The following is a 14,876-nucleotide window of genomic DNA, read 5'->3' as shown; positions in this document are numbered from 1 at the left end:
TATCCATCCGCCTGATATATCAGTCACCCTTGCTATTCCGAATGCGACATGGCACTCTGTGATATATCAGAGGGAGGATGAGGCGCATGGCAACCGAGGCGGAATCGCTCAGCCGACAGGCCTACCGTCGGCTTGAAACCCTGATCGTCACCATGAAGCTGCCGCCCGGCGCGCTGGTTACGGAAAAGCAGCTCATCGGCCTTGCGGGCCAAGGCCGCACGCCAGTGCGCGAAGCGATCCAGAAACTCGAATGGCAGGGATTGATGCGGGTGCGCCCGCGCGTCGGGCTGCAGGTCACTGAGATCGTCGAAAGCGACCACGACAGCATTATGCAGGTACGGCGCCAGCTTGAACCGGTTGCAGCAGCCCTGGTGGCGGAACATGCCAGCGATGAGCAACGTAGCGCCCTGCTCGACTGCGCCAAGGCGATGGGCGTCGCAGCGGCCACCGGCGACATTCAAGGCTTCCTGGATGCCGACAAGCGTTTCGACGAGGTCCTCGAGGAGGCCTGCCCCAACCGGTTTCTCACCTCGGCGCTGGCACCGCTTCAGACCCATACGCGGCGGCGGTGGTTTTCGACGGCCTCAATCGAACGGCTGGATCAGGCGGTGACCCAGCATGTGGCCGTCATCCGCGCCATCCGGACGGGCGACGTCGACACGGCGCGAAGAGCGATGGAGACGCTCCTCGCCTATCTGACCAATTCATGAGGTATTCAGGCGTGGACTTCGGATTCGCGCTGCTTTGCGAGCGCAGCGAGATCCGCAGGCTTCAGCTCGACCGACTCGCCGCAACCGCAGGCAGACGTCTGGTTCGGATTGACGAAGATGAAGCCTGAGCGCATCTGCGTGACTTCGAAATCCATCTGGGTGCCGAGGAGATAAAGCACGGCGGAAGGTTCGATCCAGACGTTCGCGCCGTCGTGTTCGATCATGTCGTCCTTGGCATTGGGTTCGGTGACGAGATCGACCGTGTATTCCATGCCGGCGCAGCCGCCCTTCTTGATCCCGACACGCAGGCCCTTGGCCTCCGGTCCGGAATTGGCGACGAGCTGCTTGACGCGGTTCGCGGCAGTATCGGTCATGGTCATAATGGCGAAGCCCATGGGCTCATTCTCCTTCCGCACACGGATTCAAGGTCCGGTGTTTCACGATTCAAATGTAGTACCGACCGATTAATCGATCAATACCAGCCGACAGCCACCTGGGCTTCTTCGGACATGCGCTCCGGCGTCCACGGCGGATCGAAGGTCATCTCGACTTCGACGCCGGACACGCCTTCGACGGCGCCGACGGCGTTTTCCACCCAGCCCGGCATTTCGCCGGCGACCGGGCAGCCCGGTGCAGTCAGCGTCATCATGATCTTCACCATCCGATCGTCCTCGATGTCGATCTTGTAGATCAGGCCGAGTTCGAAGATGTCGGCGGGGATTTCAGGATCATAGACCGTTTTCAGAGCTCCGATCACGTCGTCGCTGAGTCGCGCCAACTCATCGGCCGGAATAGCGGATTGGATCAGTCCTTCGCGGGCGTCCCACTTCAATTCCGTGTCATCGGCGGCCATGGCAATAGTCCTCAAGCAAAGAAATTTCGCGCATAGTCGAGCGCATCGGCCAGCGCATCCACTTCGGCACGGGTATTATACATGCCGAACGATGCCCTGCATGTGGAGGTGACGCCGAACCGCTTCAAGAGCGGCATGGCACAATGGGTACCGGCGCGGACCGCCACACCCTTGCGGTCGATCACCATCGACACGTCATGGGCATGGATGCCGGCAAGCTCGAAGGAGAAGATGCCGCCTTTGCCCGGCGCATTGCCGATGATCCGCAGCGAGTTGATGGCGCGCAGGCGTTCCGAGGCATAAGCGGCGAGATCCGCCTCGTGGCGGGCGATCGCGGCGCGGCCGATCTTGTCCATATAGTCGAGCGCGTAACCGAGCCCGATCGCCTGGACGATCGGCGGTGTGCCGGCTTCGAAACGGTGCGGCGGGTCGTTGTAGGTGACGATGTCCTCGGTAACGTCGACGATCATCTCGCCGCCGCCCTGGAACGGCCGCATCTGCCTCAGGCGATCCGATTTGCCGTAAAGCACGCCGATGCCGGACGGGCCATAGAGCTTGTGGCCGGTCATCACGTACCAGTCGCAGTCGATGTCGCGCACATCGACCGGCATGTGAACGGCGCCTTGGCTGCCGTCGATCAGAACCGGGATGCCGCGCTCATGGGCGATGCGGCAGACTTCCTTGACCGGAACCACCGTGCCGAGCGCGTTCGACATATGGGTGATGGCGACGAGCTTGGTCTTTTCGGTGAGAGACTTTTCGAAATCCTCGATATGGAAGGCACCCTCGTCGTCGACCGGCACCCAGACGAGCTTGGCGCCCTGCCGCTCGCGGATGAAATGCCAGGGCACGATGTTGGAATGGTGCTCCATGATCGTCACGACGATCTCGTCGTCGGCACCGATATTCGGCATGCCCCAGCCGTAGGCGACCGTGTTGATCGCCTCGGTCGAATTCTTGGTGAAGACGATCTCGTCCACCGAACCGGCATTCAGGAACCGGCGCACCTTTTCGCGCGATGCCTCATAGGCTTCGGTCGCCGCATTCGAGAGAAAATGCAGGCCGCGATGGACGTTCGCATATTCGCTGGAATAGGCGTGGCTGATCGCATCGATCACCACCTGCGGTTTCTGGGCAGAGGCGCCGTTGTCGAGATAGACCAGCGGCTTGCCGTGCACCATCGTCGACAGGATCGGAAAATCCCGGCGCATCGCTTCCACATCGTAGATCGGCGAGGGTGCACTCTGGTCCATATCAGGCCCCTTCTCAGGCGTGTTTTTCAAGCCAGGCCGAGATGACGCCTTCCAGCGCCTCGACCAGCTTTTCTTCCTCGAGTTCCTCGACGATTTCGGCGACGAAAGCGTTGACCAGCATGGCCCGCGCCTTGTTTTCCGGAACACCACGCGCCATCAGGTAGAAGAGATGGCTGCTCTCGATATCGGCAACCGTCGCGCCATGGCCGCAGACCACGTCGTCGGCGAAGATTTCGAGCTCGGGCTTGGCCGAGAACCCGCCATCGTCGGTCAGAAGCAACGTGTTGCAGGACATCTTGGCATCGGTCTTCTGGGCATCGGGAGCGACCCGGATCATGCCCTGGAAGACGCCGTTGGCGCGGTCGAACACGACGTTGCGGATGATTTCCGTCGAATTGGTGTTCGGCACGTTGTGGCCTAGAACCAGCGTGACGTCGGTATGGCTTTCGGCACCGAGCAGGTTGACGCCGCGCAGCGTCAGTTCGGCGCCCTCGCCTGCCACGTCGATCCGCAGTTCCTGGCGCACCAGCTTTCCACCGGCATTGATGACAAACAGGCGCAGCTTGGCGTCAGTGCCGAGCTGGACGCGGATCTGGCCAAGATGGGTGTCCGCCGCACCCTGTGTCTGCAGGATGATCCAGGTGATGTCGGCGCCGTCTTCCAGCGTAATGTCACTGATCGAAGACACGAGTGCGGCGTCCTCCGTCACCGACCGGTGACGTTCAATGATCGTCGCCTTGGATGCGGCACCGAACGAAACCGGGAAGCGCGTATGGACCTGGCCCGCGGCATGCAGGGCCTGCAGTTCGATCGGCGCTTCGAGTTCGGTATTGGCCGGAACCGTGATCGCATAACCATCGCGCACGAAGCTGCCGTTGATGCGGCCGATCGCGTCGTCCTTGTCGAGCGCCGTCAGGCCGGCAGCGGCCGAACCGTCGGCGAGCCTGTCCTTGAAGAGCGCGATATCGATGCCGTCCACGGCGGCCTTCGCGTCGGCTGTCCCCTGCAGGATCGAAAGGACCTTCGAGCCCTCGACCAGCGGCGCGATCGCATCGATGGCGGACACCAGCGTCACGTCGGGGACGCTGCGCAGCAGGTTCTTGAGGTCGGTATAATGCCAGGCCTCGATGCGGCGGGTCGGCAGGCCGGCCTTCTTGAGCTCGTCCAGAAGCCGATCACGCGTGCCGATGACGGCGCCATTGCCCGGCAGTTCGCCGATCTGGGCGCCGAAGGCTTCGACCAACGCGGTTTCGGCAGCCGTGAGACGGCTTGTCGTCTGCATGTTCATGACAACATCCTTCCCTTGGGCCGCTTAAGCCGCTTCTCCGATGATATCGGCATAGCCGTTCTCTTCCAGCTCAAGCGCAAGCGCCTTGTCGCCGGAACGGATGATCTGGCCCTTGTAGAGGACATGGACCGTGTCCGGCACGATGTAGTCGAGCAGGCGCTGGTAGTGGGTGATGACGATCGTGGCGCGATCCGGCGACTTCAGCGCGTTGACGCCGTCGGCGACGATCTTCAACGCATCGATGTCGAGGCCGCTGTCGGTTTCGTCGAGGATGCAAAGCTTCGGCTCGAGCAGCGCCATCTGGAGAATTTCGGCGCGCTTCTTCTCGCCGCCGGAGAAACCGACGTTGAGCGGACGGCGCAGCATGGCCTGGTCGATCTTCAGCTTTTCTGCGGCCTCCTTGACGCGGCGGATGAAGTCCGGCGTCGTCAGTTCCGCTTCGCCGCGCGCCTTGCGCTGCTCGTTCATCGCGACCTTGAGGAACTGCATGGTCGCAACGCCCGGAATTTCGAGCGGATACTGGAAGGCGAGGAAGATTCCCTTGGAAGCACGCTCGGCCGGGTCGAGTTCCAGAATGCTCTCGCCGTTATAGAGGATATCGCCCTCGGTGACTTCGTAATCCTGGCGGCCCGACAGGATGTAGGAGAGCGTCGACTTGCCGGAACCGTTCGGGCCCATGATGGCGGCGATTTCGCCGGCCTTCACGGTGAGGTTCAGGCCGCGGATGATCTCGGTGCCGTCTTCGGCGATGCGGGCGTGCAGGTTCTTGATTTCAAGCATGTTTTCTTATCCTTCCGGATTTATTCGGTGACGCGTCAGTGCGCGATATTCGGACAGCAGGCCATCAGCCCACGGAGCCTTCGAGCGAGATGCCGATCAGCTTCTGGGCCTCGACGGCGAATTCCATCGGCAATTGCTGGATGACGTCCTTGACGAAGCCGTTGACGATCAGGGCGATGGCTTCCTCTTCGGGAATGCCGCGCTGCATGACGTAGAACTTCTGGTCCTCGGAAATCTTCGAGGTCGTCGCCTCGTGCTCGATCTGTGCCGATGCGTTCTTCACGTCGATATAGGGCACGGTATGGGCACCGCACTGGTCGCCGATCAGGAGCGAGTCGCAATTGGTGAAGTTGCGGGCATTCGAGGCCCGGCGGTTGATCGACACCTGACCGCGATAGGTGTTGTTCGAATTGCCGGCGGAAATGCCCTTAGAGATGATGCGGCTCGAGGTGTTCTTGCCGAGATGGATCATCTTGGTGCCGCTGTCGATCTGCTGATAACCGTTGGAAACGGCGATCGAATAAAATTCGCCGCGCGAGTCGTCGCCGCGAAGAATGCAGCTCGGATATTTCCAGGTGATCGCCGAACCGGTCTCGACCTGGGTCCAGGAGATCTTCGAACGGGCACCGCGGCAATCGCCACGCTTGGTGACGAAGTTGTAGATGCCGCCTTTGCCTTGCGCATCGCCCGGATACCAGTTCTGCACCGTCGAATACTTGATCTCGGCGTCGTCGAGGGCGATCAGTTCGACCACGGCGGCGTGCAGCTGGTTCTCGTCGCGCTGCGGGGCCGTGCAGCCTTCGAGGTAGGAGACATAAGCGCCTTCCTCGGCAATGATCAGCGTGCGCTCGAACTGGCCGGTGTTCTTTTCGTTGATACGGAAATAGGTGGACAACTCCATCGGGCACCGCACGCCCTTCGGCACGAAGACGAAGGAACCATCGGTGAACACGGCGGCGTTCAGGGTCGCATAGAAATTGTCCGAGGTCGGAACGACCGAGCCCAGATACTTCTTGATGAGATCAGGATGTTCGCGGATCGCTTCGGAGATCGACATGAAGATCACGCCGGCCTTCTGCAGTTCCTTCTTGAAGGTGGTGACGACCGAAACGGAGTCGAAGACCGCGTCGACAGCAACCCGGGGCGTCTCGACGCCAGCCAGAATCTCCTGTTCGCGCAGCGGAATGCCGAGCTTCTCGTAGACCCTCAACAGTTCCGGGTCGACCTCTTCGAGCGACTTCGGGCCGGCGGTGCTTTTCGGCGCGGCGTAATAATAGAGGTCGTTGAAATCGATCTTCGGATATTCGACGCGCGCCCAGGTGGGCTCCTCCATGGTCAGCCAGCGACGATAGGCGTCGAGACGCCATTCCAGCATCCATTCCGGCTCCTGCTTCTTGGCGGAGATGAAACGGATGATATCTTCCGAAAGACCCTTTGGCGCCTTGTCCACTTCGATGACGGTTTCGAAACCGTATTTGTACTGGTCCACATCGATCTGGCGAACCTGATCGATTGTTTCCTGCACGGCTGCCATGTTCGTACTCCAAATCTTGCCGGTTCAAATTCCGGCAATTCTTGTCATCAATCCGGGGGGACAATTGCCTCCCTTATGTAGGCGCCAGAAGGCGGTTTTCACACCTTTTGGCAAGCGGAAATTTGCGCATGCGCAATTTTGGACGCGGTCAGGCCGCCTCGCCCGCCGGTTTTCGCCGGCCGGCAATCTTGGCGAAGGCGGCAAGCGCCCGCGCGATATCGTCTTCCGTCGTGTCGACCCCAAGCGAAATCCTGAGTGCGCCGAGCTTCGGATCATGTCCCATGGCCGTCAAAACATGGCTTTCGCCGACTTTTCCCGCCGAGCAGGCAGAGCCCGCCGACAGTGCGATACCTTCGAGATCGAAAGCGATCTGGCCCGTTTCCGACTTCAGCCCCGGCAAAGTGAAAAAGCAGGTATTCGCCACGCGCAGAACTGTTTCGCCGTGAATGATGGCATCCGGGGCAGCCTGGCGCATTCCCGCCTCCAGCCGGTTGCGCAAGCCTTCGATCGCGCCATTGCGCTCATGAAGGTTTTCGCGCATCGCCTGGGCCGCCGCGCCGAACCCGACGATGGCGTGGAAATTCTCCGTGCCGGAGCGATGGCCCTTTTCCTGGCCGCCGCCGCGGATCAGCGGTTTCGGCATCAGCACCTCGCCGCGCGAGACGAGCGCGCCGACGCCCTTCGGACCACCGATCTTGTGCGACGACAGGATCAGGAAATCCGCATCCAGCGCATTGATGTCCACAGGAATACGGCCGACAGCCTGAACGACGTCCACCACCATCAACCCGCCATGGGCGTGGGCGATGGCGGCCGCTTTCGCCACCGGCTGAACGATTCCGGTCTCGTTGTTGACCAGCATGACGGCGACCATCGGCATGCCGACGCTTTGGTCGTGTTCGGCCAGCAGCGCTTCGAGTGCTGAAAGATCGACGATGCCGGCCGGTGTCACCGGCACTTCGGTCACCCGAGCCGGATCAAAGCGGCCGCCCTCGCGGATCGCCGGATGCTCGATCGCAGAGACATAGACGCGGCTCATCCCCAAAGGCGCCCGGCCCATCCGGAAATCGGGTGTCAGCACGTGATTGGCAGCTTCCGTCGCGCCGCTGACGAACGTGACATGCGCAGGCTCTGCACCGACCAGCGCCGCCACCTGCCGGCGCGCCTTGTCGATTGCGGCGCGGGCCGCCCTGCCCTCGCCGTGAACCGACGAGGCATTGCCGGGCAGCTGCAGCGCATCCAGCATGGCGGCGCGGGCCGGCGCGCTTAAGGGCGCGGTCGCGTTCCAGTCCAGATATGTACGGTTCAGCGCCATTGCCTGATCGGCTTCCGTTGCTAGATAGATGTTGAAATATAGATGGGCGGACGGGGGACCCGCATTTTCCTTGAAATTTCCGTCAGCCTTGCCTTAAGAGACATCGCATCGGGCGCGCATCCAGCATGCCGCCCAAAGTTTCGAATGGTTCTAAACTGAGTTTTAGAAAAGCTGAGCGACTTCGTCAAGTCCAACTCGACGTGATCCTCGTTTGGAACCTGAACATATTGACCGGAGTACCGATGCCCGAAGTCATTTTCAACGGCCCAGCCGGCCGCCTTGAAGGTCGTTACCAGCCATCCAAGGAAAAGAGCGCCCCGATCGCCATCATCCTGCACCCGCATCCGCAGTTCGGCGGCACGATGAACAACCAGATCGTCTACCAGCTCTTTTACATGTTCCAGAAGCGCGGGTTCACGACGCTGCGGTTCAATTTCCGCGGTATCGGTCGCAGCCAGGGCGAATTCGACCATGGCGCCGGCGAACTTTCGGATGCGGCCTCCGCGCTCGACTGGGTGCAGAGCCTGCATCCCGATTCGAAGAGCTGTTGGGTCGCCGGTTATTCCTTCGGCGCCTGGATCGGCATGCAGCTCCTGATGCGCCGGCCCGAAATCGAAGGGTTCATGTCGATCGCGCCGCAGCCGAACACCTACGATTTCTCGTTCCTCGCGCCATGTCCGTCGTCCGGCCTGATCATCAACGGCGACAGCGACAAGGTCGCGCCCGAAAAGGACGTCAACGGGCTCGTGGAAAAACTGAAGACGCAGAAGGGCATCCTGATCACGCACCGGATAGTCGAGGGCGCCAATCACTTCTTCAACGGTCAGGTGGATACGCTGATGGCCGAATGCGAGGATTATCTCGATCGCCGCCTCAACGGCGAACTGGTGCCGGAACCGGCGGCCAAGCGCATTCGCTGATCGGTTTCCAGGACTGTCGCCAAAAAACTTCAGGAATGGCCGCTTCGGCGGCCATTTTCATTTGACGGCTTTGATCGATTTCGGCTGGGGAGAGCCGATATGCCGCGCCTGCCTGACGCGGTTGCGGCCGGAGCGCTTGGCTTCGTAGAGAGCGGCATCGGCGTCCCGCATCGCCCCTGCAAGATCGCCGCCCGGCGCAAGCTCCGCCACGCCGAAACTCGCGGTCACCGCGAAGGAGGGCGCAAGCCCACCGACAGCTATCTCCATCGTCCCGCCCCTGAGCGCCTGCGCAGACAGTGTCGCCATGTCGAGCGTCGTGCTCGGCAGGAAGATCGCGAATTCTTCACCGCCGATACGGCCGATCACGGCATTCTTGGCAGCGTTTGTCTGCAACAGATCGCCGAAGGCCTGGATCACGAGGTCGCCCACGTGGTGGCCATAGGTGTCGTTGATCCGCTTGAAGTGATCGAGATCGCAGATGATAACCGCGTGCCCGGCCTTCGGCGCCAGCGCCATCGCAGCCTTGACGCCATTCTCGAAACCGCGGCGATTGGCGAGACCGGAAAGCGCATCCTTTTCCGAATTGCTGCGCTCGTCTGCCATGATCTCCAGGACGAGAACCGAGAGCAGCGTCAATCCGACCGCGACCATGAGCACGGCCGTCGAGCTTTGCGAGATCAGCGCGTAATTGGTGCCGATATAATCCTTGGCGGTCGTGCCCGCCCCCGCAATCACTGCAAGGCTCGCCTTGGCGAAGAAATGCAGGCCGGTCGCCAGCAGCAGATAGCCAAGCGCCCGGTCGATCGTCAGCCGGCGGGTCGACGAAAGGACGGCCGCCGCACTCGAAAGGAGCACCAGTGCAAACGGTGCCTGGTAGGAAAAGGCATGCGCGACCGTTCCGCGCGGCAGGTCGTAGATCAGCAGGTCGAGGCCGATGCTCGCTACCAGGAAACAGCCTGCCCAGACGGGCGCGACCTTCCGACCGTAAAGAGCGCCGACACCGACCCTGATCAGGGTCATCCCGCTAAGCACCGACGCGAAGGCGCAGATTGCCCAGAATTTCGTGAGATACGCATAGGCGACCAGCAGTTCGCAGACTGCCGAGAGCGAGGCGACGGTAAAACCGGCGGCAAACCAGAGTGCAGCCGTCCGCGAGCGGCTGCGCGTGGAAACCACAACGAAAACCGCGCCGAAGCATATTGCGATGATAAAGTTCACCGCGAGGAAAAAGGCAGCCCCGTTCATCAGCCCATCAATGCAGGAGATCTGCACACACCCGGTTACCGTGTCCGGGCCGGATGTTAAAAGCGCATGGAACAAGAATCCGTTAATGCATAAACTGCCTTTTCGCACGCATTATCGCGTCCCGGGCAATGCTTGGTCCCTTGCTGGCCGCCGTCCATTCGGAGCACTGATCGCACCCAACATCACTTTTGAAGTGATTACCGGCAAAAACAGTGCTAGAGGCGCGGCCACATATCCCAAACCCCACCCTGCCAGAGTTAGATCATGTCCAGGTTCAAGTCCGATTTCCTCCGTACGCTCGACGAGCGCGGTTTCATCCACCAGGTCTCCGACGAGACCGGTCTCGACGAACTGTTTTCGAAGGAAATCGTCACCGGCTATATCGGCTTCGACCCAACGGCGCCGAGCCTGCACGCCGGCAGCCTGATCCAGATCATGATGCTGCACTGGATGCAGAAGACCGGCCACCGGCCGATCTCGCTGATGGGCGGCGGCACCGGCATGGTCGGCGACCCCTCGTTCAAGGACGAAGCCCGCCAGCTGATGACCATCGACACGATCGAAGACAATATCGCTTCGATCAAGCGCGTCTTCTCGAACTACCTCGCCTACGGCGAAGGTCCGAGGCAAGCGCTGATGATCAACAACGCCGACTGGCTGCGCAACCTCAACTACCTCGAGTTCCTGCGCGACGTCGGCCGGCACTTCTCGGTCAACCGGATGCTGTCGTTCGAGAGCGTCAAGACGCGCCTCGATCGCGAGCAGTCGCTGTCCTTCCTGGAATTCAACTACATGATCCTCCAGGCCTATGACTTCGTGGAACTGGCCAAGCGGACCGGCTGCCGGCTGCAGATGGGCGGCTCGGACCAGTGGGGCAATATCGTCAACGGCATCGACCTCGGTCACCGCATGGGGACGCAGCAGCTTTTCGCGCTGACTTCGCCGCTCCTGACCACGTCCTCCGGCGCCAAGATGGGCAAGTCGGCGACGGGCGCCATCTGGCTCAACCCGGACATGCTGTCGGCCTATGATTTCTGGCAGTACTGGCGCAACACCGAGGATGCCGACGTCCCGCGCTTCCTGAAGCTCTACACGACCCTGCCGATGGACGAGATCGCAAGGCTTTCGGCGCTCGGCGGTTCGGAAATCAACGAGGTCAAGAAGATACTCGCAACCGAGGTCACGGCCATGCTGCACGGTCGCCCCGCGGCGGAACAAGCGGCAGAGACCGCCCGCAAGACGTTCGAGGAAGGCGGTCTTTCCGATAACCTGCCGTCTGTCGAGGTTCCCACCGCCGATCTCGAAGCCGGGATCGGCCTCCTGTCGCTGATCGTGCGCGCCGGCCTTGCCGGTTCGAACGGTGAAGCGCGCCGTCACGTCCAGGGCGGCGCGGTGCGCATCAACGACCAGGCCGTCAGCGACGAACGCCTGACCATCGGCACCGGCGAAATCACCGGCGACGGCGTGATCAAGCTCTCGCTCGGCAAGAAGAAGCACATCCTGGTGCGTCCGGCTTGAACCGCTCTCGTCGACGATGAATTGAAACGGGCCGCTTTCGCGGCCCTTTTTATTGGAACTCGAAGATCTGGCGGAAAATGCCGGGCGCGATCAGCGACAGCGGGTTGACGGTCAGCCTCGGTTTTTCGAACGGGCCTTCGAGCTTGAAGGTGATGCCGAGCAGGCCGCGATCGCGGCCATTGCCGAGAATGGCGCCGATCAGCGGCAGCTCGCCGAAAAGACGGTTCAGGCCGTAAGCCGGCATGAACGTCCCGGTCATGTCCATATTGCCCTTGGAATCGCGCACCATGCCCTGGAAGGTCGCACCGATCTGTTCGCCGCGCACCACGCCGTTTTCTATGGCGAACCCGCCATTCCGATAAAGCAGGCTTGCAAAACCGCGCTGGAATTTTGCCGAATTGACGTCGATGTTCTTTTTCGTGGCCGTGCTCAGGGTGCGGCCTTCCTGGTCGGGCGTCGCGACGAGAGACTGGAGCTTGGCTTCGTTGACCAGCGCGAAATTGCGCAGGTCGATGGCACCGGTCCAGGCATCGCCCTGCGCCTTCAGGCGCAGGTTCAGGAGCCCGCCGCGCATGTTGTCGTAGAGGTTCATGAAGCGGATGATGGCGCCCGCGTCGCCGCTGGTGATCGAGATCGTGTCGCCTGCATTCATCTCGCTGACGACCGCCTGCCCGCTTTCCGTCGAGCCGGAAAAATCGGCCGTCGAGATATTGCCGCCGCGGCTTGAAAACAGGAACGACACGTTCGAGAGGGTCTGGTCGTTGAAGCCGATCATGCGGTCGAGCTTGCCGCGCACGGTGGCGTTGCTCGTATCGTCGTCACCGCGCTTGGCGGCGCTGCCGCTCTTTCCGCCTCCGCGTATCTTGGTGACGACAGGTCGCATATCGACGACGGAGCCGCTGATCGAGACGTCGAAGTTACCCTTGGCACGCTTGACGCTCACCGCATAGTTGTCGGACGGCGAGAGCTGCATGTGCGAAAAGTCCGCCGACGTCAGGCTCCCGCCATTGAGCACGAAGCTGCCGCGCGCACCAAAACCGTCGCCGGAGAGTTCGAAATTGCGGATATCGGAACGCTCTCCCGTGTCAGACAGCTCGAATTGCGCCTTGGCCGGAATGCCGCCGCCCTTGGTCCAGCCGAGCCACGGGATGGAAAGCGTCGCTCGGCTTAGATCGAGCGAGACCGTCTGACGGGTTTCGTCGATCCGCGTCAACTGAGCCGTCACCGTCCCATCGATGACGTCGGAGAGACCGGGAGCGAGTTTTTCTCGCTGATCGTTGTTGAGAACGGTCTTGATGATCCGCTCGCGCTTTGTCGGAGAGGCCGGACCGACGGGTTCGACCAGCGTGATATCGGCCGGCACATCATCGATCTTCCCTTTGGCGCTGAGCCGTGCCGTGAGGTTGTCGATGTCGAGCGTGCCATCCAGATCGCCGATCTTGCGACCGGAAAACTGCGGGCCGAGATTGATGTCTTCAAGAGCGACATGGGCGCTCCAGGTAGGTTTCGGCGGGTTGTGCGCCAGAATCAATCCCATATGGGCCTTGAGATCGACGCGCGCATGGCCGGTAAAATCCTCCGGCTTGAACTCGGTCCCCTTCAACGCATTGATCGGCCGGAAATTCGCAAGCTCGGTCAGCGCGTCTGCGGGTCCCGTAATCTTGAGCGAAAGGTCCGCCATCAAAGGCTTGGCATAGGTGGACGGGATCGAGAACCGGCCGCCTTCGACGGCGACGAACCGACCGGATGGGAAGAAGGAGGATGCGCGAGCGACATCGACCTGCATCACCTCCCCCTTCAAGTCGAATCGGCCGTCGATATCGCGCAGCGGGGGCACGTCACCGGGCAGGTTGATCCGGGCATCGGCGAGATCGAAACCGATCTGCAGCTCGTTCTTGTCGAGCTCCATCGGAATGCCGGGCCCCTTCATCCGGCCGGCCGGAATGAAGACGGCGATCGAACCGTTGGTAATGGTGCCGCCGAACATATTGTCCATCACCCAGTCGCGCGGTTTCCGCGCCATCCAGAACGGCCAGAGCTGCTTGACCCCGGTCACTTCCATATGCGGCAGTTGCGCCCCGAAACTGATCTCGGGAGACTGGTTGCCGAACCGTACCTTCAGGGAACCGGCCATGCGGCCGAGAGGGCTGGAAACCCCCATTTCATCGAATTGAAGCTCGCGATCCGCCGACAGGTAACGCCCGTTTGCCTTGAGATCGAAGCGCGCCGGCTGCTCGCTTGTCGTGGCGCCGACCGCCGTCGCCCCGCTGATCAGAACGTCGAGGCCGAAGCCGGGGCGCTTGTCGTCCGGGTTGAGCCTGTCGAGATCGATCACCGCGCCCGTGAACGGCAGGACGGTTGGTCCGAAACGGGCTTCGGATTTCAGCAGCTCGATCGAATTCTTCGAAAAGTCGTAGGCCACGTTGATATTGGCGCCGCTCAAGGTCTGCTGGATGCCGTCGAAATAGAAATGGCCGGGTGACTGGCGAAGCGTCGCGGTGATCGCCGGCTTTACGGCCTCGCGGGAGCGAACCGCCGAGAGATCGAGATCGAGAGAGCCTTCGATACCCTCGCGCGGCTGACCATCATCGGTTCGCTGCAGCATGAAAGATGTCACCTCGAGGCCCGTCAGCTTGGCCGAGAGTGACGAGGTGACCCCTTCGACGGTCTTCGACGCTGCGACGAGAACAGCCTTGCGGCCGTTGAGGCTGATCGCACCGTTGATCTCGACCTCTCCTTCGGCGCTGCGCGTCAGCTCGAGATCGTCGACGACCAGCACGATCGGCTTGCGTCCAGGGGCCGCCGGCAGCAGGATTTCGATGCCGGCGATGCTGACGGAGCCCGTCCCGGTTCGCTCGATGAGCGCGCGAGCTTCGTCGAGGCGCTGGAAAATTTCTTCCAGCAGCGCCGGCATGGCGTCGATGCGGACTTCCGAGATCGGCAACGGATCGCCGGAGGGCAATTGGGCGGTGTCGAGACGGATATGTTCCGCCTCCATATGCTTGATCGACACCCGGCCGCCGAGAAGCGCCAGCGGATCGACCGCCATGCGCATGGCACCGGCGCGGCTCAGATGTTGGCCGGTCGCCTGTTCGACGATATCGACGTCGCGCGCCTCCAGGGCAAGGCGCAACCCGGAATCGAAACGGATGGCCGTCGAGCCGACGGTTGCGACGTAACGCGGACCGATCGCATCGTTGATTGCGCTCTGGGCACGCGATGAAAGCGCGCCGTCCACCATGCCGCCCTCGATCGCGAAGACGGCGCTGCCGATCGCAAAACACACCAACAGAAGGAAAACCAGCACGGTCTTGCCGAATCGCCTGCCCCGCCGGCTTGGCAGCGGGCAGTGCACGATAAGCGGATCCTCGACCTGCGCGGAGGGCAATTCATGCAGCGGAACGAGTTCTTTCCGGCTGAAACTGACCCTTTCTCCGCGAATTTCCGACATCAGGTTGAG

Annotated in this window: 12 protein-coding genes; 3 read left to right on the top strand and 9 right to left on the bottom strand. The window is 61.6% G+C overall.

The annotated features are described in order from the left end of the window. Positions 1-86 precede the first annotated feature (86 nt). Positions 87-710, top strand: coding sequence for a GntR family transcriptional regulator (locus GQ59_RS13750; RefSeq protein WP_037082077.1), 624 nt, complete (start codon positions 87-89; stop codon positions 708-710). 5 nt (positions 711-715) lie between these two features. Here GQ59_RS13750 and sufA read toward each other — a convergent pair whose 3' ends face one another. The 7 genes from sufA to GQ59_RS13715 form a co-directional block, all read right to left on the bottom strand. Next, complete coding sequence (sufA, locus tag GQ59_RS13745) at positions 716-1,105, bottom strand: Fe-S cluster assembly scaffold SufA (protein ID WP_037082074.1); 390 nt, start codon at positions 1,103-1,105, stop codon at positions 716-718. Positions 1,106-1,182: 77 nt separating this feature from the next. Beyond that, positions 1,183-1,563 (bottom strand): SUF system Fe-S cluster assembly protein, encoded by a 381-nt coding sequence (locus GQ59_RS13740; RefSeq protein ID WP_037082072.1) that lies wholly within the window; start codon positions 1,561-1,563, stop codon positions 1,183-1,185. 11 nt (positions 1,564-1,574) lie between these two features. Beyond that, on the bottom strand, positions 1,575-2,816 hold the full coding sequence (locus GQ59_RS13735; protein ID WP_037082070.1) for a cysteine desulfurase: 1,242 nt from the start codon (positions 2,814-2,816) through the stop codon (positions 1,575-1,577). A gap of 13 nt (positions 2,817-2,829) precedes the next feature. Beyond that, the gene (gene sufD, locus GQ59_RS13730; RefSeq protein WP_037082067.1) at positions 2,830-4,104 is read right to left on the bottom strand and encodes a Fe-S cluster assembly protein SufD; all 1,275 of its coding nucleotides are present in this window, start codon (positions 4,102-4,104) and stop codon (positions 2,830-2,832) included. Between the two features lie 24 nt (positions 4,105-4,128). Further along, complete coding sequence (gene sufC, locus GQ59_RS13725) at positions 4,129-4,884, bottom strand: Fe-S cluster assembly ATPase SufC (RefSeq protein WP_037082064.1); 756 nt, start codon at positions 4,882-4,884, stop codon at positions 4,129-4,131. A 64-nt stretch (positions 4,885-4,948) separates the two neighbouring features. After that, on the bottom strand, positions 4,949-6,418 hold the full coding sequence (gene sufB / locus GQ59_RS13720) for a Fe-S cluster assembly protein SufB (RefSeq protein ID WP_037082062.1): 1,470 nt from the start codon (positions 6,416-6,418) through the stop codon (positions 4,949-4,951). Between the two features lie 148 nt (positions 6,419-6,566). Continuing rightward, complete coding sequence (locus GQ59_RS13715; RefSeq protein WP_037082059.1) at positions 6,567-7,733, bottom strand: cysteine desulfurase family protein; 1,167 nt, start codon at positions 7,731-7,733, stop codon at positions 6,567-6,569. Between the two features lie 242 nt (positions 7,734-7,975). On the opposite strand from GQ59_RS13715, the gene GQ59_RS13710 reads away from it, so the two are divergent. After that, complete coding sequence (locus GQ59_RS13710; RefSeq protein ID WP_037082057.1) at positions 7,976-8,653, top strand: alpha/beta hydrolase; 678 nt, start codon at positions 7,976-7,978, stop codon at positions 8,651-8,653. A gap of 57 nt (positions 8,654-8,710) precedes the next feature. Here GQ59_RS13710 and GQ59_RS13705 read toward each other — a convergent pair whose 3' ends face one another. Then, the gene (locus GQ59_RS13705; RefSeq protein ID WP_244447960.1) at positions 8,711-9,829 is read right to left on the bottom strand and encodes a GGDEF domain-containing protein; all 1,119 of its coding nucleotides are present in this window, start codon (positions 9,827-9,829) and stop codon (positions 8,711-8,713) included. A 333-nt stretch (positions 9,830-10,162) separates the two neighbouring features. On the opposite strand from GQ59_RS13705, the gene tyrS reads away from it, so the two are divergent. Then, complete coding sequence (gene tyrS, locus GQ59_RS13700; RefSeq protein ID WP_037082055.1) at positions 10,163-11,416, top strand: tyrosine--tRNA ligase; 1,254 nt, start codon at positions 10,163-10,165, stop codon at positions 11,414-11,416. A 49-nt stretch (positions 11,417-11,465) separates the two neighbouring features. Here tyrS and GQ59_RS13695 read toward each other — a convergent pair whose 3' ends face one another. Beyond that, positions 11,466-14,867 carry a YhdP family protein gene (locus GQ59_RS13695; protein ID WP_037082052.1) on the bottom strand — a complete coding sequence of 1,134 codons (3,402 nt, stop codon included), beginning with the start codon at positions 14,865-14,867 and terminating at the stop codon, positions 11,466-11,468. Between the last annotated feature and the right edge of the window lie 9 nt (positions 14,868-14,876).

Source organism: Neorhizobium vignae (assembly GCF_000732195.1).
GTDB classification, from domain to species: domain Bacteria; phylum Pseudomonadota; class Alphaproteobacteria; order Rhizobiales; family Rhizobiaceae; genus Neorhizobium; species Neorhizobium vignae.
Note: the sequence above shows the minus strand (reverse complement) of the source record. Positions and strands in the feature narration are given on the sequence as shown.

What these genes read in the sequence shown, in the direction of transcription:
- GQ59_RS13750 (WP_037082077.1), top strand. Translation starts at nt 87, where the DNA reads ATGGCAACCGAGGCGGAATCGCTCAGCCGACAGGCCTACCGTCGGCTT.
- sufA (WP_037082074.1), bottom strand. Translation starts at nt 1,105, where the DNA reads ATGGGCTTCGCCATTATGACCATGACCGATACTGCCGCGAACCGCGTC.
- GQ59_RS13740 (WP_037082072.1), bottom strand. Translation starts at nt 1,563, where the DNA reads ATGGCCGCCGATGACACGGAATTGAAGTGGGACGCCCGCGAAGGACTG.
- GQ59_RS13735 (WP_037082070.1), bottom strand. Translation starts at nt 2,816, where the DNA reads ATGGACCAGAGTGCACCCTCGCCGATCTACGATGTGGAAGCGATGCGC.
- sufD (WP_037082067.1), bottom strand. Translation starts at nt 4,104, where the DNA reads ATGAACATGCAGACGACAAGCCGTCTCACGGCTGCCGAAACCGCGTTG.
- sufC (WP_037082064.1), bottom strand. Translation starts at nt 4,884, where the DNA reads ATGCTTGAAATCAAGAACCTGCACGCCCGCATCGCCGAAGACGGCACC.
- sufB (WP_037082062.1), bottom strand. Translation starts at nt 6,418, where the DNA reads ATGGCAGCCGTGCAGGAAACAATCGATCAGGTTCGCCAGATCGATGTG.
- GQ59_RS13715 (WP_037082059.1), bottom strand. Translation starts at nt 7,733, where the DNA reads ATGGCGCTGAACCGTACATATCTGGACTGGAACGCGACCGCGCCCTTA.
- GQ59_RS13710 (WP_037082057.1), top strand. Translation starts at nt 7,976, where the DNA reads ATGCCCGAAGTCATTTTCAACGGCCCAGCCGGCCGCCTTGAAGGTCGT.
- tyrS (WP_037082055.1), top strand. Translation starts at nt 10,163, where the DNA reads ATGTCCAGGTTCAAGTCCGATTTCCTCCGTACGCTCGACGAGCGCGGT.
- GQ59_RS13695 (WP_037082052.1), bottom strand. Translation starts at nt 14,867, where the DNA reads ATGTCGGAAATTCGCGGAGAAAGGGTCAGTTTCAGCCGGAAAGAACTC.